The organism is Tardiphaga sp. 841_E9_N1_2 (genome assembly GCF_051811065.1).
GTDB classification, from domain to species: domain Bacteria; phylum Pseudomonadota; class Alphaproteobacteria; order Rhizobiales; family Xanthobacteraceae; genus Tardiphaga; species Tardiphaga robiniae.
Map to the genome: position 1 here is coordinate 4,908,481 of NZ_JBPWQC010000001.1, position 17,198 is coordinate 4,925,678.

Annotated in this window: 15 protein-coding genes; 7 read left to right on the plus strand and 8 right to left on the minus strand. The window is 62.5% G+C overall.

The window, feature by feature from the left end:
* The first annotated feature begins 29 nt into the window (after positions 1–29).
* Both AB8A50_RS23560 and AB8A50_RS23565 read left to right on the plus strand, forming a co-directional pair.
* The gene (locus tag AB8A50_RS23560) at positions 30–911 is read left to right on the plus strand and encodes a transporter substrate-binding domain-containing protein (RefSeq protein WP_439073457.1); all 882 of its coding nucleotides are present in this window, start codon (positions 30–32) and stop codon (positions 909–911) included.
* 72 nt (positions 912–983) lie between these two features.
* The gene (locus AB8A50_RS23565) at positions 984–2,627 is read left to right on the plus strand and encodes a lysine--tRNA ligase (RefSeq protein WP_439079078.1); all 1,644 of its coding nucleotides are present in this window, start codon (positions 984–986) and stop codon (positions 2,625–2,627) included.
* 63 nt (positions 2,628–2,690) lie between these two features.
* Here AB8A50_RS23565 and AB8A50_RS23570 read toward each other — a convergent pair whose 3' ends face one another.
* The gene (locus tag AB8A50_RS23570; protein WP_309940652.1) at positions 2,691–3,200 is read right to left on the minus strand and encodes an SgcJ/EcaC family oxidoreductase; all 510 of its coding nucleotides are present in this window, start codon (positions 3,198–3,200) and stop codon (positions 2,691–2,693) included.
* 83 nt (positions 3,201–3,283) lie between these two features.
* Complete coding sequence (locus tag AB8A50_RS23575) at positions 3,284–3,913, minus strand: S24 family peptidase (protein ID WP_089266927.1); 630 nt, start codon at positions 3,911–3,913, stop codon at positions 3,284–3,286.
* 237 nt (positions 3,914–4,150) lie between these two features.
* On the opposite strand from AB8A50_RS23575, the gene AB8A50_RS23580 reads away from it, so the two are divergent.
* On the plus strand, positions 4,151–4,495 hold the full coding sequence (locus AB8A50_RS23580) for a DUF952 domain-containing protein (protein ID WP_170849835.1): 345 nt from the start codon (positions 4,151–4,153) through the stop codon (positions 4,493–4,495).
* On the plus strand, positions 4,492–5,586 hold the full coding sequence (locus AB8A50_RS23585; RefSeq protein ID WP_439079080.1) for a quinone-dependent dihydroorotate dehydrogenase: 1,095 nt from the start codon (positions 4,492–4,494) through the stop codon (positions 5,584–5,586). Before AB8A50_RS23580 ends, AB8A50_RS23585 begins: the two co-directional genes overlap by 4 nt.
* Here the strand turns inward: AB8A50_RS23585 and AB8A50_RS23590 are convergent.
* The 4 genes from AB8A50_RS23590 to AB8A50_RS23605 form a co-directional block, all read right to left on the minus strand.
* Positions 5,561–6,910 carry an MATE family efflux transporter gene (locus AB8A50_RS23590; protein WP_439079081.1) on the minus strand — a complete coding sequence of 450 codons (1,350 nt, stop codon included), beginning with the start codon at positions 6,908–6,910 and terminating at the stop codon, positions 5,561–5,563. The genes AB8A50_RS23585 and AB8A50_RS23590 overlap by 26 nt on opposite strands.
* Before the next feature lie 30 nt (positions 6,911–6,940).
* Positions 6,941–7,246 carry a DUF6460 domain-containing protein gene (locus AB8A50_RS23595; protein ID WP_068737958.1) on the minus strand — a complete coding sequence of 102 codons (306 nt, stop codon included), beginning with the start codon at positions 7,244–7,246 and terminating at the stop codon, positions 6,941–6,943.
* A gap of 86 nt (positions 7,247–7,332) precedes the next feature.
* Positions 7,333–9,009 (minus strand): ATP-dependent DNA ligase, encoded by a 1,677-nt coding sequence (locus AB8A50_RS23600; RefSeq protein ID WP_439079082.1) that lies wholly within the window; start codon positions 9,007–9,009, stop codon positions 7,333–7,335.
* Complete coding sequence (locus tag AB8A50_RS23605; protein WP_439079083.1) at positions 9,006–10,046, minus strand: ligase-associated DNA damage response exonuclease; 1,041 nt, start codon at positions 10,044–10,046, stop codon at positions 9,006–9,008. The genes AB8A50_RS23600 and AB8A50_RS23605 overlap by 4 nt, the downstream gene beginning before the upstream one ends.
* A 74-nt stretch (positions 10,047–10,120) precedes the next feature.
* Here AB8A50_RS23605 and AB8A50_RS23610 point away from each other — a divergent pair, with 74 nt between their 5' ends.
* Positions 10,121–11,053, plus strand: a complete 933-nt coding sequence (locus AB8A50_RS23610; protein ID WP_439079084.1) for a methyltransferase domain-containing protein — start codon at positions 10,121–10,123, stop codon at positions 11,051–11,053.
* A gap of 128 nt (positions 11,054–11,181) precedes the next feature.
* On the opposite strand, the gene AB8A50_RS23615 is transcribed toward AB8A50_RS23610, so the two are convergent.
* Complete coding sequence (locus AB8A50_RS23615; RefSeq protein WP_439079085.1) at positions 11,182–12,588, minus strand: outer membrane protein; 1,407 nt, start codon at positions 12,586–12,588, stop codon at positions 11,182–11,184.
* 197 nt (positions 12,589–12,785) lie between these two features.
* A complete protein-coding gene (locus tag AB8A50_RS23620) occupies positions 12,786–14,138 on the minus strand; it encodes an outer membrane protein (protein ID WP_439079086.1) in 1,353 nt (450 codons plus the stop codon).
* Positions 14,139–14,483: 345 nt separating this feature from the next.
* Here AB8A50_RS23620 and AB8A50_RS23625 point away from each other — a divergent pair, with 345 nt between their 5' ends.
* Together AB8A50_RS23625 and AB8A50_RS23630 are read left to right on the plus strand one after the other, a co-directional pair.
* Complete coding sequence (locus AB8A50_RS23625) at positions 14,484–15,704, plus strand: ABC transporter substrate-binding protein (protein WP_439079087.1); 1,221 nt, start codon at positions 14,484–14,486, stop codon at positions 15,702–15,704.
* A 105-nt stretch (positions 15,705–15,809) separates the two neighbouring features.
* Positions 15,810–17,027, plus strand: coding sequence for an ABC transporter substrate-binding protein (locus tag AB8A50_RS23630; RefSeq protein WP_439079089.1), 1,218 nt, complete (start codon positions 15,810–15,812; stop codon positions 17,025–17,027).
* Positions 17,028–17,198: the final 171 nt, after the last annotated feature.

Below are 17,198 nucleotides of genomic sequence, written 5' to 3' on the forward strand. Positions count from 1 at the left end.
TGGTTAATTCCCGCAACCAAATACCGCTGATGAAGTGTCGCGCAACTGCGCTGACCCTTGGCGCTTTGCTGGCCGCATGGATGTCGCTGTTTTCGGCCGCACCGGCTTTGGCGCAGACGTCGGCTCCGGCTGTGAGCCAGCCCGGTCCGCAGGCCGTGCCGGGCTTCTGGGATCCGCGTCGCCGTCCGGACCGGCCGGACCTGTCGCGCATCACCGTGATCCGCTTCCTGACCGAGACCGACTACCCGCCGTTCAACTTTACCGGCCCCGACGGCAATCCGGCGGGCTTCAACGTCGATCTCGCACGCCTTCTCTGCGAGGAGATCAAGGTCACTTGCACCGTACAGATGCGCCGCTTCGAGACGTTGCTCGATGCCATTTCCAGCAACCGGGGCGACGCGATCATCGCCTCCATGGCGGTGACGCCGCAGATTCGCGCCCGCGTCGATTTCACCGATCCCTATTACCGTGCGCCGGCGCGCTTCGTGGCTCGCAGGAATGCGGTGATGCCGGAGATCCGCCCGGAATATCTCGAGGGCAAGAAGGTCGGCGTGATCGCGGGCTCGACCCATGAGGCCTATCTGAAGGCGATGTTCACCGATGCGGTGCTGGTGCCTTTTCCAAGCGACGATGCGCTACGCCAGGCGCTGAAACGCAGCGAGGTCGATTTCATCTTCGGCGATGCGATCTCGTTCGCCTTCTGGATCAATGGCAGCGATTCCGCCGATTGTTGCGCCTTCAGCGGCGGCCCCTTCATCGAAAGCCGCTTTTTCGGTGAGGGCATCGGCATCGCCGTCCGCAAAGGCAACGACACGCTGCGCCAGGCGCTGAACTGGGCCCTGTTCCGGGTCTGGGAGAAAGGCCGCTACACCGATTTGTGGCTGCGTTATTTCTCGGTCAGCCCTTTCTGAATTTTCTCATCCCGCGGTTTGGCATTTCGGTGCGGAGCCGCTAGGTTCCGCGGCCCGGAGGCCCAAAATACGATGTCCACGCTAGACCCCACCATGAGCCCGAGCGAGTTGCGCGCGCTCGCCGAGACTTCCAACGCCTGGCCGTTTGAGCAGGCGAAGGCGCTGGTGGCACGTCTGAAAAAAACGCCGAAAGATGAAGTGCTGTTCGAGACCGGCTACGGCCCGTCGGGCCTGCCGCATATCGGCACCTTCGGCGAAGTCGCGCGCACCACCATGGTGCGCCACGCCTTCCGCGTACTCACCGAGGACAAGATCAAGACCCGGCTGATTGCCTTCTCGGACGACATGGACGGCCTGCGCAAGGTGCCGGACAATGTGCCGAACAAGGACATGCTGGCCGCGCATCTCGGCAAGCCGCTGACGCGGGTGCCGGATCCGTTCTCGAACGAATATCCGTCCTTCGGTGCGGCCAACAATGCACGGCTGCGCGTCTTCCTGGATCAGTTCGGCTTCGACTACGAATTCGCTTCGTCGACCGACTACTACACATCCGGCCGGTTCGACGCGACGCTGCTGAAGATGCTCGCAGTCTATGACAAGGTCATGGACATCATCCTGCCGACCCTCGGCCCGGATCGCCGCGCGACCTATTCGCCGTTCCTTCCCATTAGCAAGACCACTGGCGTCGTGTTGCAAGTGCCGATGATTCGCCGCGACGTTGCCGCCGGCACCATCACCTATGTCGATCCTGACACTAACGAAGAAGTCACGGCGCCGGTCACCGGCGGCAATGTGAAGTGCCAGTGGAAGGCCGACTGGGCGATGCGCTGGGCGGCGCTCGGCATCGACTATGAAATGGCCGGCAAGGATCTCATCGATTCCGTAAAGCTGTCGGGCAAGATCTGCGCGGCGCTCGGCGGCACGCCGCCGGAAGGCTTCAACTATGAGCTCTTCCTCGACGACAAGGGCGGCAAGATCTCCAAGTCGAAGGGCAACGGCCTGACCATCGACGAGTGGCTGCGCTACGCGTCGCCGGAGTCATTGTCGCTGTTCATGTATCGCGAACCGAAGGCGGCCAAGCGGCTGTTCTTCGACGTGATTCCGCGCAATGTCGACGAGTACCAGCAGTTCGTCGAAGGCTATGCGAAGCAGGATCCCAAGCAGCGGCTGTCCAATCCGGCTTGGCACATTCACGCTGGCGCCCCGCCGGTGGCGGATATGCCGGTCACGTTCCAACTCCTGCTGACGCTGGTGTCGTCGTCGAACGCCGAGAATGCCGAAACCCTGTGGGGCTTCATCCGGCGTTATCGGCCGGGCGTCTCCGCGGCGACGCATCTGCGGCTCGACGCGATGGTCGGCTATGCCATCAACTACTATCGGGACTTCGTGGCGCCGACCAAGACGTTCCGCGAGCCCACTGATGTCGAGCGCGTGGCGCTGCAGGATCTGCGCGATGCGCTCTCGCAACTGCCGGCGGAGGCCACGCCGGAAGACATCCAGAACGCGGTCTATGAGATCGGCCGCCGCGAGCCGTTCCTTGATCACAAGAAGCTTGCCAAGGATGGCCGGCCCGGCGTCTCGCTCGACTGGTTCAACATGCTGTACCAAGTGCTGCTCGGCCAGGAGAAGGGCCCGCGCTTCGGGTCCTTCGTCGCGGTCTATGGCGTGCAGAATGCGATCAACATGATCGACGGCGCGCTGGCGCGCTCGGCCTGAGGCTTACACCCAACGAAATGTCAAAGGCGCGCTTCCTGATGGAGCGCGCCTTTTTCTTGATGCCTATTTCGGCGCTGCTGTCGGCGCCGCCGACGTGACAGGCTCCGGCATTGCCGACGAGTGGTGGTGCGCGATCAGCCATTTCTTGTCGCGGTAGACATAGACATAGCTGTAGCGGGCCTTGACGATTTGCGTATCGCTGGGGGACTTGCCGGACAGCGTGAAGGTGTAGGTGCCAACGTCGGATGCCATGTTGCAGCCGATCTTGACGGTGCGCGTGTCGATCTTGCCTTGCGGGTGCTTCTTCAGAAAATCCACGAAGTAGCTCTGGATCGACGCGCTGTCGGTGCGCGGCGTGTTCGACACCGTCGGCAGCAGCACCGCGTCCGAGGCGTAATTGGCGGTGACCTTGGCGGGGTCGAGCGTTGCGAGCGAGGCATTCCAGCGGTCGAATAGCGCTTCGATCTGCTTTGTCGTGACGACCGCGCAAGTCATGGGCTTCGCATGTGCGAGAGAACCTGCGCTAACGAGGGCCAGCGCGATCGCGCCGGCAACGATTGTTCTGGTTTTCATGGCGCCACCGAAGGTTGCGAGTTTCGGATAGGGAACTCGCATAGATCATTCGGTGGCCGGACGCCAGTCTAGAGTGTGTTCGGTTACTGGCTCGCCCAGACGATGCGCGCGATCCAGGCGATGTCGGCGGCCGGAAAGCTGCGGTCGACATGGTTCGGATTGAGCGACTGCAGCTCGATGATCTTCGTGGTTCGGCGCTTCAATTCCTTCGCCATCACCTCGCCGTCCTTGGTCTTGACCACGACGCGGTCGCCCTTGCGGATCTGCGCTTCCGGCGAGACGACGATGATGTCGCCGTCGCGATAAGCGGGCTTCATCGAGTCGCCGGAGATCTTCAGCGCATAAGCGTGCTCGTCATTCACCGACGGCAGGCCCACTTCGTCCCAGCCCTTGCTGCCGGCGGGAAAACCCGCGTCGTCGAAGTAGCCGCCATGGCCGGCCTGTGCGAAGCCGAGCAGCGGCACCGACTGCACGATGCGCTTGGTACCTTCGATCAGCGTGACGAAGCTGTCGATGGTCACGCCGGTTGCGGTCAGCGCCTTCGAGACCGACTCCGTCGACGGCCAGCGTTCGCGGCCGTCGTTGGTGATGCGCTTGGATTTGTTGAAGGTCGTGGCGTCGAGCCCCGCCTTCTTCGCAAGGCCGGAGGGTGACATGCCGTTGCGCTCTGCGAGGCGGTCGAGGGCGTTCCAGATCTGGGCGTGCGAGAGCATCATCGGTTTCGGTCCCTTGGCCCGGATTTCTGCGGGGCGGTGAATCGTGGCGAAATCTAGGAATTATTGCCGTGAATGCACGGATTTCGCAACAGGCATTTGAAAAAAATGTGCAGCCTTGAAGTGGAGGGGGGGCGCCGATACGGTCAACTGTCGGCTCCAGCCATCGAATCCCGCGACTGGGCGTCCACACCACATCGAAAACAGCTGATTCAACCAAATTGGAAGTCTGGGCGGTTGCGCACCATCTATAAAATCTGTCCGGCCTCGAGCTGGCGCGAGGCCGAGCGCCAGGGCACCTATCGCGGCAGCGCCGACGATGCCCGGGACGGCTTCATCCACTTCTCGACCGCGGCACAGCTCCCCGAGACGCTCCGGAAGTACTATTTCGGCCAGACCGGCCTGTTTCTGGTCGCTGTGGACGCAGACGCACTCGGTGACGACCTGCGCTGGGAGCCATCCCGCGGCGGCGATCTGTTCCCGCATCTCTACGGCGAACTCGATCTCGGCGCCGTCACGGCCGTCATGGATCTGCGTGCGCGCTCCGACGGCAACCACGACATTCCGGAGCTCAAATCGTGATCCGCGCTTTAGATGCCTTTTCCCTGCCGATGCTGCGCATGCTCGATGCCGAAGACGCGCACCGCCTCGCGATCCGCGGGTTGCGCATGCTGCCTTACGCCCGCCCGCGGCCGGATGATCCGAAACTCGCGGTCCGTGCATTCGGTCTGAACTTCCCCAATCCGGTGGGGATCGCCGCCGGCTTCGACAAGAATGCCGAGGTGCCGGACGCGCTGCTCCGTCTCGGCTTCGGTTTTGCCGAGATCGGGTCAGTGACGCCGAAGCCACAATCCGGCAACCCACGCCCGCGCATCTTTCGGCTGGAGCGTGACGAAGCGGTCATCAACCGGCTCGGCTTCAACAATGACGGTGCAGAGGTCGTGCTGCGTCGGCTGGCTGCACGTGCGCAGAATGGCGGTATCGTCGGTGTCAATGTCGGTGCCAACAAGGATTCGCCCGATCGCACGCAGGATTATGTGCGGCTGATCGAGACCTTTGCGCCGGTGGCGAGCTATTTCACCGTCAACGTGTCATCGCCGAACACGCCGGGCCTGCGCAATCTGCAGCAGGCCGCCGAACTCGACGATCTGCTGGCGCGGGTGATCGATGCGCGTGAGCGCGTTCGCAAGAATGCGGGAGATTCTCCGGTGTTGCTGAAGATCGCGCCCGATCTCAGCCTCGCCGACCTCGACGATGTCGTCCATGTCGCGCGCTCGCGCGGCGTTGATGGCATGATCGTCGCGAACACCACTATCGGCCGTCCCTCGACCTTGCGCGAACAGGCACGCTCGAAAGAGCAGGGCGGATTGTCCGGGCGGCCCTTGTTCAGGCTGTCTACCCGCATGGTGGCGGAGACCTTCGTGCGTGTCGAAGGTGCATTTCCGCTGATCGGCGCCGGCGGCATCGACAGCGGCGGTGCGGCGCTCACCAAGATTCGCGCGGGTGCGAGCCTGATCCAGCTTTATTCGGCGCTGGTCTATAAAGGCGTCGGCCTTGTCGACAGCATCAAGGCCGACCTGTCCTCGACGCTGCTGCGCACCGGCCGTGATTCACTGTCGGAAATCGTCGGCGCCGATGCGGCGACGATCACAGCGGAAGACTGGCCGGCGTAAGCCAGGCCTGCTGCGGAAACGACTGTCGCAGCAGGGCCGGATGACGCAGCGCTTGCAAAGCGCCGCGCGACAGCATGAACACCAGAAACGCGAGCCATAGTCCGGTATTGCCGAGGCTGGCCAGTGCGAACCATGCGGCGGTGTAAATCGCTAACGCCAGCAGCATCAGGTTGCGCATGTCGCGCGCCCACGATGCGCCGATATAGATGCCGTCATAGGCGTAAGCGAGGACGCCACAGGCGGGCGCCAGCGCTGCCAGCAGCATGTAATTCCGCGCAGCGAGCCGAACTTCGGGGCTGGTGGTGATGAAATCGATCAGCGCGCCGCCGAACAGCACGAATAGCAACGTGACAGCGATGCCGAATGCCGTGCTCCAGATCAGGACGAGCTTTACGGCCCGGGAAAACTGCTTGCGGTCGCGAGCGCCGGTGCCCTGACCGCAGAGTTGCTCGGCGGCGGTGGCGATGCCGTCGAGGAAGAACGAGCCGATCATGACGAAGTTGTTGAGCACTGCATTGGCAGCCAGGGTCAGGTCGCCTGCACGGGCGCCCTGCGCCGTGAAGAAGAGAAATGCAGCAATCAGTGCTGCCGTACGGATCATGATGTCGCGATTGACTGCGAACAACCGTAGTAGCCGGATGCCGTCGAACAGGATCGCGCGCGGCACGTCGATGCGGCCGCCGAGGATTTTCCACATGGCGATGAGGCCGGCGAGGAAGCCCGCGGTTTCCGCGATCACCGTGGCCAGTGCTGCGCCGCTGACGCCAAAGTCGAATTGCAGGACCAGCAGGGAGGTCAGTGCCATGTTGGCGAGATTGATGCCGACCTGCAGTGCCAGAGCGATCCCGGTGCGCGCCTGGCCGACCAGCCAGCCGAGAATGACATAGTTGCCGAGCATCAGCGGCGCGGACCAGAGTCGGATGAAGAAATACTGGCGTGCGGCGGATGTGACGGCGTCGCTGCCGCCCATGATGCTGAACACCAGCGCCGCCAGCGGTGTCCGCAAGATAATCAGCGTCAGCCCGATCGCTGCTCCGAGCATCAACGCGCGCAGCAGGATAGCGCGCACCTCGATCCGGTCACCGGCGCCAAGCGCCTGTGCGGTGAAGGCAACCGTCGCCATGCGCAGAAATCCGAACAGCCAGAAAATGCAGTCGAATGCCACGGAGGCCAAAGCCACACCGCCGAGCAGGTGCGGGTCGCCAAGCCTGCCGATTGCCGCGGTCGAGACGATGCCGATCAGAGGCGTCGTCAGATTGGCCAGCATGGCCGGGCCGGCAATGGCAAAGACGCGCCTGTTGGTGACGGACAATCCCGACGACATCAATGCAACCTGAAGCGGATGATGCGCGTCTCAGCGGCCGCGGGGGGCGCTGAACAGCCGCATGATCAGCCAGATCGGCACGACGATCACGGCGCCGAGCAGGAAGTAGCGCCAGAGGCCATTGATGGCATCGAAGCCGAGGTCATAGACCCACTGGAACAGGCGGCGGATGCTGGTGACGATGTTCCACGGATCGAAGCCGATGGCGGCGAGAACGACGCCGACCAGGATCGACAGCAGGATCAGCCGGCCGAGTACCGCCAGCGGCGAACCGCCGAGGAAGCGCGCCAGGCCGTCATTGTTGGCCGGCAAGTCCCGGGTCTCATTTGGCTGCATGATGGTCTCCTGCGCGCAAATCGCGCGCTGATCATAGGTGGTCCCACGCAAATGGGGAACCCGGCTCGTTCGTCAAGTATGGACCGTCAAGGCGTCGCAGGCTCGGGCGGCGCAATTGTGGTCTCCGCCTTCAGCATGCGCTCCAGCGTCTCCAGCCGGTCGGCCTCACGTGGCGGCTTGTCCCAGCGCAGCCGGCTGATGCGGGGAAACCGCATTGCGACCCCCGACTTGTGCCGGGGCGAGCGCGCCAGCCCTTCAAAGGCAACTTCCAGCACCAGCCCCTTGTCAGGTTCGTGGGTGACGTGGCGGACCGGGCCGAATTTTTCGGTGGTGTTGCGGCGGACGAAGCGGTCGATTTGCAACAGCTCCTCGTCGGTGAAGCCGAAATAGGCCTTGCCGACCGGCACCAGCTGGTCGCCGCTCTCGCCGGCGGTCCAGACGCCGAAGGTGTAATCCGAATAATAGGACGAGCGCTTGCCGTGGCCGCGTTGCGCATACATCAGCACCGCGTCGATGATGTGCGGATCGCGCTTCCATTTCCACCACTGGCCTTTCGGCCGTCCCGGCAGATAGGCGGAATCGCGCCGCTTCAGCATCACGCCTTCGACGGCATCGGCATCTTCGCCGGCTCCGGCACTGACGGGATCGGCACGTGCGGCCGTGAGGGCATCCCATGTTGCGAACGGGATCTGGTCGGACAGATCGATCCTGTCGTCGTCGAGCTCCGCGATGAATCTTTCCAGTTTGGTTCGTCGCTGTTCGAATGGCAGTTCGCGCAAATCCGTCTCGCCGTCACTGAGCAGGTCATAGGCGCGCAGATGAATGGGATATTCCTTCATCAGCTTCGGCGTCACGCTTTTCCGGTTCAGCCGTTGTTGCAGCACATTGAATGACTGCACGCGTCCCTCGCGCAGGACCAGCAACTCGCCATCGATCGCGCCGGGCAAACGCAGCGATGGCGTCAGGTCCGGGAAGCTTCCGGTGATGTCCTCGCCGGTGCGCGAATAGAGCCGCGTGACGATCCTGTCGTCATCGCCTTTGCCGCTGACCGCCTGAATCCGGATGCCGTCCCATTTCCACTCCGCAACAAAATCGGACGCGTCGAGATTGGCGAAGTCGGAATCTTCGATGGCATGTGCCAGCATCACCGGGCGGAACGGCGCCGGATCGCGATTGACCGGCTTCTCCGCGCGACCTTCGAGCCAGGCGAACAATTCGCCATAGGGCGACGCAAGGCCGGGCCAGATCAGCTCGATGTCATGCGGGTCCTTGTCGCCGAGCGCCGCGGCGGCGGTCTTGGCCAGCCGCGCCGAAACGCCAATCCGCATCGCGCCGGTGACGAGCTTCAGCAGTGCCCAGCGCCCGGTCTCGTCGAGTTCATCGAGCCAGCGGGTGAGTTGTGCGGGCAATTCGGCCTTGCCGAGCGTGCGGAGTGTGGTGACGACTTCGGTGAGTGTCGGTGGTGGCGGGTTGTTGTGCGCGATGTCCTGGGCCTTCGGCCACATCAGCGCAACCGTTTCCGAGAGGTCGCCGACATAGTCATAAGAGAGTTCAAACAACACCGGATCAGTTCGCGATGCGATCAGATCGCGGATCAATCCAGCTTTCGCATGCTTGAACGACAGCGCACCTGTCAGTGCCGCCAGCGCGTAGCCGCGGTCGGGATCGGGCACTTCGCGGAAATAGCCTGTGATCAGCCGCAGCTTGTTGTTGCGGCCGGGTTCATAGGCCAGGCGATCGAGCAGTTCGGCGAAGCGGTTCATGCCTCGGCGCTTTCGCCGGGTGGAAGTGTCTCTTCTTCCTCTTCGTCGCCATAGCCGACCAGCGCAAGAGGCCGTGCGGTCAGGCCTTGGCTCTGGCACCAATGCACCAGCGCGTCTTCCTGGCCGTGAGTCACCCAGATTTCGCCGGCGCCTGTCGCACCGATTGTTGCGATCAAGCCGTCCCAATCGGCGTGATCCGAAATCACCAGCGGCAGTTCGACGCCGCGTTGCCGCGCACGGGCGCGCACGCGCATCCAGCCGGACGCAAAGGCGGTGACTGGATCGGGAAAGCGCCGCGTCCACACATCCGATGTGGCCGACGGCGGCGCCAGCGTGATGGTGCCGGCGAGATCGGCTTTCTTGATGACCTTCACCGGGCGCAGTTCGCCGAGATCGATGCCGCGGCTCTGATAGTAGTGTGTGATCTTCTCCATCGCGCCGTGCAGATAGATCGGCGCATCATAACCGGCCTGACGGATCAGCTTGATGACCCGCTGCGCCTTTCCCAGCGAATAGGCGCCGACCAGATGCGCACGCTCCGGAAACAGCGCGACCGAGGCCAGCAGCTTCTTCACTTCGTCGGCGGCATCGCCGTGGCGAAACACCGGCAGACCGAACGTGGCTTCGGTGATGAAGACATCGCAGCGCACAACCTCGAACGGCGTGCAGGTCGGATCATGGGCGTCCTTGTAATCGCCAGATGCGACGATGCAGATATCCTTGCAGGTCACGGCCATCTGCGCCGAGCCGAGCACATGCCCGGCGGGGTGGCAGGACACCGTGACATCGCCGAGCTTGACCGTCTCGCCATAGGCGATCGCCTGCGTGCTGCCGGCGAAATTATCGCCATAGCGCAGCCGCATCATATCGAGGGTCTCTTGCGTCGCCAGCACTGCGCCATGGCCGGGGCGGGCATGGTCAGAATGGCCGTGGGTGATCACGGCGCGCTCGACCGGTCTGACGGGGTCGATATGGAAGCCGCCCGGTTTGCAGCAAAGGCCGGCGGGAACCGGGATAAGGATGTCTTGCGGACGCATCTCGGTTATATAGGTCCGCCTTGGGTTGGTTCGAGTCATCCTGCGAACGCCCCGCCCTCCGATCGGTTCCCACCATGCCCGCGCGCTTGTTCATGTCATCCGGCGATATGAACGCCGACCGGCGTTTCGACTATGCGCGCGACCTGCAGGTACAGGGCGATCTGGTGGCGGCGGCCGATCTGTTCGAGCAGGCCACTGATCTGGCGCCGGGCTTTGCCACCGCATGGTTCGTGCTCGGGGAGGTCCGGGAGCAGCTGGGTGACACCGCCGGCGCCATCGCCGCGTTTCGCCGCGCGCAGGCCAGCGATCCCGGTGATCGCAACGGTGCTGGTCTGCGGTTGATGCGGCTCGGCGCTGACGATCTCTCGGCCATGCCGGCGACCTATGTGACGGCGCTGTTCGATCAATACGCGCCCAAGTTCGACGCCGCGCTGGTTGATACGCTCGGTTATCGCGGACCAGCGGTCCTGTTGGGCGCCGTGCGTGCCGCGTGCGCTGCGACGGATAGGGCGATGCTCTTCCCCAGCGCCATCGATCTCGGTTGCGGCACCGGGCTGGCGGCCGGCGCTTTTGCCGCCTGCACTGGCGCCATCATCGGCATCGACCTGTCGCCGCGCATGATCGAGCGCGCTCATGCCACCGGGCTTTACGCCGAGCTTGAAGTGGCCGAGATCGTCGAGGGTTTGTGCCGCCGGTCAGATAGCAGTGTCGAGCTGGTCATCGCAGCCGACGTGTTGATCTATCTGCACGACCTTGCGCCGGTTTTGCGAGAAGCTACGCGCGTGCTCGTTCCAGACGGGCTGCTCGCCTTCACGGCCGAGACCCATGACGGCGACGGTGTCGCTCTTGGCGCGGGCTTGCGTTATGCGCAGAGCGAAAATCATCTGCGCGGCCTGATCGCAGCTGCCGGCCTGGCGCTCATTCATCTTGAACACGTTTCGTCTCGCACGGAACGCGGCGTTGCCGCACCAGGACTGGTGGCTGTCGCGATCAAGCGGCGGCTTTAACGCCGTCGGGGTCAGCTAGGGCTCCTTGCAATGACGGCCGGCAATAACGTCGGTGAGCGCCAGGCGTCCTACCAATAAAAACCCCGGCCGCGAGGCCGGGGTTTTGCGTTTCAGCGATGTCACCAGGATCAGTACTTCGCAACGACCGGGCTGTTGAAGTGATAGTTCAGCCCGGTGCGGAAGATGTGTTCGGAGACGTTGGTCGTGATGGTCGTGGTGTTGATCAGGTTCGAGGTCGAACCAAGGTCGACATAGAGATATTCCGTCTTCGAGGTCCAGCTCGGGCCGAACAGGCCGAGCAGGGTGAACGGCGTCTCGATGCCGGCGCCCGCGGTCCAGCCGCTCCGGGTGGTCGAAGCATTGAGCTGCACGACGCCGTCTTCGCTGGCCTTGGTCTTCACGCCGCCATAGGCGTAACCGCCGGTGGCATAGAACAGCGTCGAACCGACAGAGTAGCCGAGACGGCCGCGTACGGTGCCAAACCAGGGCAGCTTGGCGTCGAACGGGACGTCGCCCAGGCCAATGGCCGTCTTGTTGTCGCGCTGGCTGGAGGCCTGGATGTCGGTTTCCAGACCGTAGACCCAGTTCGCCATCTGCCAGTTGTAACCCAGCTGTACGCCGCCATTGATGCCATCGGGAGCGAGGTTGAAAGCATCGTAGGAAGGTAAGTCACCAAGGCCGTCACCGGCTTTGGAGACCGAGGTGCGGTCGCGTCCGATGCCCGAGCCGACATTGCCGCCGAGATACCAGCCGGTCCAGTTCGCTGCGGGTGCTGGCACATAGGTGCTGTTGTTGCCGCCAATGCGATAGTTCAGGCCGACGCGAAACAGATTCTCGCGCAGTTCGGTGGTGGTGGTCTGCGGAAACGTGCCGAGCACCATCACCTGATCGGCCTTGTTGCCGAGGTTGAGATAGAGGTACTCGATCTTGCCGGTCCAGTTGCCGCCGAGAGATGCCTCGACGCCGCTGCCGACGGTCCAGCCGCCCTGGACGCGGCTCGTAGCTAGGGCAGGAAAGCCCAGGGAGGTGGTGGTGGTGGTGACGTTGCCATAGGCATAGCCGCCGGTCACATAGCTGAGCACCGGACCCGTTGCCAGACCGACGCGGCCGCGCACCGTGCCGAACCAGTCGATTTTCTGGCTGTAGGTGTCCTGCGGCGCCAGCGGAAAGGCGCCGTTGTTCAGCAACGGATAGCTGTCCTTCAACTCGCCGCCCTGGATGTCGGCTTCGACGCCGTAGACCAGCGGGCCGAACATGGAGCCGGTCTGCCAGTTGTAGCCGATCTGGCCCCCGCCGAATCCGCCGGCGGGCTGCAGATAGGTCGAGGTGGCTGAGCCGGGAGTGATGGGGTCGTTGTTTTGCAGCCGATCCCGGCCGACGCCGTAGCCCGCGTTCACGCCCATGTAGAAGCCGGTCCAGTCATAAGCCGCTGTTACCGGCACCTTGTAGTAGGGGGCCTTCGCGGCCATGTCGGCGGCTTGCGCACCGGCGGTCAGTGCGAGCAGTGCCGCGGAGGTGAGGCGAAGGGTTTTCATGATGGGATCCAGTTCAGGTTTCTGGCCGAACTATGAAGGGGTAACAGAATGCTGTCTGCAGCCGTGCGACCAGAAATTGCGGTATTTGGATATTGGGTTCCTTGTGGTTAATTTTCTCGGAACAGCGTTGTTCACGACGCAAACAAAAACCCCGGCCGCGAGGCCGGGGTTTTCGATTTTAGCGGATGTCGCTGAGATCAGTACTTCGCAACGACCGGGCTGTTGAAGTGATAGTTCAGGCCGGTGCGGAAGATGTGCTCGGTAACCTTGCTCTCGTTGATCACGCCGGGAGCGACGAGGTCGGTGGACTTGCCAAGATCGACATAGAGATATTCGGTCTTGCTGGTCCACTGCGGTCCAAACAGGCCGAGCAGCTTGAACGGGGTCTCGATGCCAGCGCCAGCGGTCCAGCCGGTCTTGGTGCTGGACAGGTCAGCAACCTGAACGCCGTTGTTGAAGATCTTCGTCTTTACGCCGCCATAAGCGAAACCGCCGGTTGCGTAAAACAGGGTCGAACCGACCGAGTAACCGAGGCGACCGCGGACGGTGCCAAACCAGGGCAGCTTGGCGTCGTAGCCAATGGTTCCGAGACCGACGACAGTCTTGTTGTCGCGCTGGCTGGATGCCTGGATATCGGTCTCAAGACCGTAAACCCAATTCGAAGCCTGCCAGTTGTAACCGATCTGACCACCACCATTGATGCCGTCCGGGTTCAGGCTGAACTGCTCCAGGGGAGCAATGGGAGCTCCTGTCAGAGTCGTGCGGTTGCGGCCGGTGCCGGAACCAACGTTGCCGCCGAGATACCAGCCGGTCCAGTTGGCCGCAGCCACGGGGGTGTAAACGCTGTTGCCACCGATGCGGTAGTTCAGGCCGACACGGAACAGGTTTTCACGCAGTTCGTTGTTGGTGAACTGACCAGCGAAGGGCGCGCCGAAGGCGTTCGTCTTGTTGCCGAGGTTCAGGTAGAGGTATTCGATCTTGCCGGTCCAGTTGCCGCCGAGCGCTGCTTCGACGCCGCTGCCGATGGTCCAGCCTGTCGCCATGCGGCTGTCTGAGAACGCCGTCACGCCGCCTTCGGTGATGGTGCTCTTGACGTTGCCGTAAGCGAAACCGCCGGTGAAGTAGCTAAGAACCGGACCGGTTGCGAGACCGACGCGGCCGCGAACGGTACCGAACCAATCCGACTTCTGGCTATAGATGGTTGCCGGGGCGACCGAAGCACCGCCGCCGGTGAGGCCCGAGCCCTGGATGTCGGCTTCGAGGCCGTAAACGATCGGGCCGAGCAGCGAGTCGCCCTGCCAGTTGTAACCGATCTGGCCGCCGCCGAAGCCGCCCTGCGGGGAGAGGTACAGTGAGTCGTTGTTGAGATTGTGGGTGGTGCGGTCGCGGCCGATGCCGACACCGGCGTTCACGCCGATGTAGAAGCCGGTCCAGTTGTAGACGGCGACAATCGGCGCCTTGTAGTAAGGGGCCTTGACGGCCATGTCGGCGGCCTGCGCGCTCACAGCGGTTCCGAGCAGCGCGGCGCTCGCAAGAAGAATACGTTTCATGGTCGACCCCAATTCAGATTTGAACCGTTAGAATAGGGGAGTCGGGTCATATTGGCTGTATCCGGACGGCCACACTGTCCGACATTGCAACCGCTGCGGCGCCGGCCGAAAAAAGCCGGTTAAATAAACGTTTAGATGCTCTTGGCGCAGTGCGTATTTCGTCACGTTTGGGTGCGCTGAGACCTGTCGATAGCCAACCCACGGAAAACATGAGGCAACCTGTGAGGGATTGCCAAGCCTGTCGCGCCCGCAGAGGATAAGGGCAAGCCCGTACAGCCGCGATCAACGCCGCGACGGGTCACAAAAACACGCCCGCACAAGCGGGTCTCAGGGAGAAAACACCAGATGTCTTCGCGCCACAGGTCTGTCTTTAGGACCGCAACACTCGCTGCAGTTGTCTCGATTCTGGCCCATTCGGCCTCTGCGGCGGACAAGAAATACGATCCGGGTGCCAGCGACACCGAGATCAAGCTCGGCCAGACCATCCCCTATAGCGGCGCCGGTTCCCTGTATGGCGTGATCGGCCGGACCCAGGCCGCCTATTTCCAGATGCTGAACGAAAAGGGCGGCATCAACGGGCGCAAGATCAATTTCATGTCGCTGGACGATGCCTACAGCGCGCCGAAGGCCGTCGAGGCCACCCGCCGGCTGGCGGAGCAGGACGAGGTGCTGGCGCTGTTCGGCTCGCTGGGCACCGCGCCGCAGTCGGCGGTGCAGAAGTTTCTCAACAGCAAGAAGATCCCGCAGCTGATGCTCAACACCGGCGCCTCGCGCTGGAATAACCCGAAAGAGTTCAAGTGGACCACGCCGGGCCTGCCGATCTATTCGACCGAGGGCCGGATCATCGCGCGCTACCTGATGCAGGCCAAGCCGAACGCCAAGGTCGCGATCCTTTACCAGAACGACGAGTTCGGAAAGGACTTCATGAATTCGTTCAAGGAGATTCTGGCCGAAGCGGGCGGCTCCGCGAAGGTGATCGCCGAGGCGTCTTATGACCTCACCGATCCGACCATCGATTCCCAACTGATCAATCTGGCGAAATCGGGTGCGGATACGTTCTTCAATATCTCCACCGGCAAGGCGACGTCGCAGTCGATCCGCAAGGTCGCGGAGCTCGGTTGGAAGCCGCTGCATCTGCTGGTATCGACATCAAGCGGCCGCTCGATCATCAACGCCGCCGGCGCCGAGAATGCCAAGGGCATCGTGGCGATGACCTACACCAAGGAAGTCGGCAGCGAGAAGTGGAAGGACGATCCGGACGTGATCGCCTTCCAGGAGTTGCGCAAGAAGTATCTGCCGAATGTCGATCCCGATAACACCATCGCGTTCCAGGGTTATTCGCAGGGCGTGACCATGGCGGAAATCCTGCGCCGTTGCGGCGACGATCTCACCCGCGAGAATGTGCTCAAGCACGCCACCAATCTGGAAGGCTATCGCGCGCCGGTGTTCCTGCCGGGTATCACCTATGGCTTCACGCCGACCGACTACACTACCATCAAGGCGCTCTATGTCGGCACATTCAACGGTACCGACTGGGATCTGTCGGACAAGCCGGTGAGCCAGTAAGCGCGTACTTTAAAATAACGATCATCCCCGGCGATAGGCCGGGGATGGAGACGACCAATCGGACTCGCAAAGAGCCGGATCAAAAATCATCAGGGAGAAAACGCCATGAACAAGGGACTGTTTGCGTCTGCGGCGCGAGTCGCCGTCGTCGTGTTGCCATTGACTGTGACGGCCGCTATCGCCGCCGACAAGAAATACGATCCAGGTGCCAGCGACACTGAAATCAAGATCGGACAAACCATTCCGCATAGCGGCCCCGGTTCGCTTTATGGCGTGCTCGGTCGCGTCGGCGAAGCCTACTTCCAGAGCTTGAACGAGAAAGGCGGCATCAACGGCCGCAAGATCAAGTTTCTGACGATGGACGATTCCTACAGCGCACCGAAGGCGGTCGAGGCCACGCGCCGTCTGGTGGAGCAGGAGGAGGTACTCGCACTCTATGGCTCGCTCGGCACCGCGCCGCAGACGGCCGTGCACAAATATCTCAATTCCAAGGGCGTACCGCAGCTGCTGCTCAATACCGGCGCATCGAAGTGGAACGATCCGAAGAACAATAAATGGACCATGGCCGGCCTGCCGCTCTATCCGACCGAGGCGCGCATTCTCGCCAAATATGTCGTCAGCATGAATCCGAACGCGAAAGTCGGAATTCTCTATCAGAACGATGATTTCGGCCGGGATTTCCTCGGGCCGTTCAAGGATGAACTCGCGAAAGCCGGTGGCTCCGCGAAGGTGATCGCCGAGGTGACCTATGATCTCACCGATCCCACGATCGACTCGCAGCTGATCAATCTCGCCAAGTCCGGTGCCGATGTTTTCTATAACATCACCACCGGCAAGGCGACGTCGCAGTCGATCCGCAAGGTGGTCGAGCTCGGCTGGAAGCCGCTGCAGTTGTTGTCGGCGGGCTCCACCGGTCGATCGATCCTGGAGGCGGCAGGGTTGGAGAACGCCAAGGGCATCGTCTCGATTGCCTATGGCAAGGATATCGGCTCGCCGCTTTATGCCAAGGATCCCGACATCGTGGCGTTCGAAGCTTTGCGCGCGAAATATCTGCCCACGGTCTCGGCCGATAATTCGATCGCCTTCTTCGGCTATGGTCAGGCCGTGTCCATGGCGGAGATCCTACGCCGCTGCGGCGACGAGCTTACCCATGAGAACGTGCTGAAACAGGCCATCGGCCTGAACGGCTTCCGCGCTCCGCAAATGCTGCCGGGGGTGAGTTACAGCTATACCAATGACGCCTATGTTCCGATGGCGACGCTCTACACCCAGCGGTTCGATGGCAAGGACTGGATCATCTCCGACAAGTCGGTGACGCAATAGCGTCTCCGACCTCGCCGTCATTGCGAGTCCCGGCGAAATTGGCGCAGCCAATTTCGTTTGGGCGAAGCAATCCAGTCCTCTCTTGCTGTTTTCTGGATTGCTTTGTCGCAAGGGGTTAGGGGAAGTTGCACGGCAACTTTCCTTGACCTCGCAATGACGGCTGAGAGTGCC

What these genes read in the sequence shown, in the direction of transcription:
- AB8A50_RS23560 (WP_439073457.1), top strand. Translation starts at nt 30, where the DNA reads ATGAAGTGTCGCGCAACTGCGCTGACCCTTGGCGCTTTGCTGGCCGCA.
- AB8A50_RS23565 (WP_439079078.1), top strand. Translation starts at nt 984, where the DNA reads ATGTCCACGCTAGACCCCACCATGAGCCCGAGCGAGTTGCGCGCGCTC.
- AB8A50_RS23570 (WP_309940652.1), bottom strand. Translation starts at nt 3,200, where the DNA reads ATGAAAACCAGAACAATCGTTGCCGGCGCGATCGCGCTGGCCCTCGTT.
- AB8A50_RS23575 (WP_089266927.1), bottom strand. Translation starts at nt 3,913, where the DNA reads ATGCTCTCGCACGCCCAGATCTGGAACGCCCTCGACCGCCTCGCAGAG.
- AB8A50_RS23590 (WP_439079081.1), bottom strand. Translation starts at nt 6,910, where the DNA reads ATGTCGTCGGGATTGTCCGTCACCAACAGGCGCGTCTTTGCCATTGCC.
- AB8A50_RS23595 (WP_068737958.1), bottom strand. Translation starts at nt 7,246, where the DNA reads ATGCAGCCAAATGAGACCCGGGACTTGCCGGCCAACAATGACGGCCTG.
- AB8A50_RS23600 (WP_439079082.1), bottom strand. Translation starts at nt 9,009, where the DNA reads ATGAACCGCTTCGCCGAACTGCTCGATCGCCTGGCCTATGAACCCGGC.
- AB8A50_RS23605 (WP_439079083.1), bottom strand. Translation starts at nt 10,046, where the DNA reads ATGCGTCCGCAAGACATCCTTATCCCGGTTCCCGCCGGCCTTTGCTGC.
- AB8A50_RS23610 (WP_439079084.1), top strand. Translation starts at nt 10,121, where the DNA reads ATGCCCGCGCGCTTGTTCATGTCATCCGGCGATATGAACGCCGACCGG.
- AB8A50_RS23615 (WP_439079085.1), bottom strand. Translation starts at nt 12,588, where the DNA reads ATGAAAACCCTTCGCCTCACCTCCGCGGCACTGCTCGCACTGACCGCC.
- AB8A50_RS23620 (WP_439079086.1), bottom strand. Translation starts at nt 14,138, where the DNA reads ATGAAACGTATTCTTCTTGCGAGCGCCGCGCTGCTCGGAACCGCTGTG.
- AB8A50_RS23625 (WP_439079087.1), top strand. Translation starts at nt 14,484, where the DNA reads ATGTCTTCGCGCCACAGGTCTGTCTTTAGGACCGCAACACTCGCTGCA.
- AB8A50_RS23630 (WP_439079089.1), top strand. Translation starts at nt 15,810, where the DNA reads ATGAACAAGGGACTGTTTGCGTCTGCGGCGCGAGTCGCCGTCGTCGTG.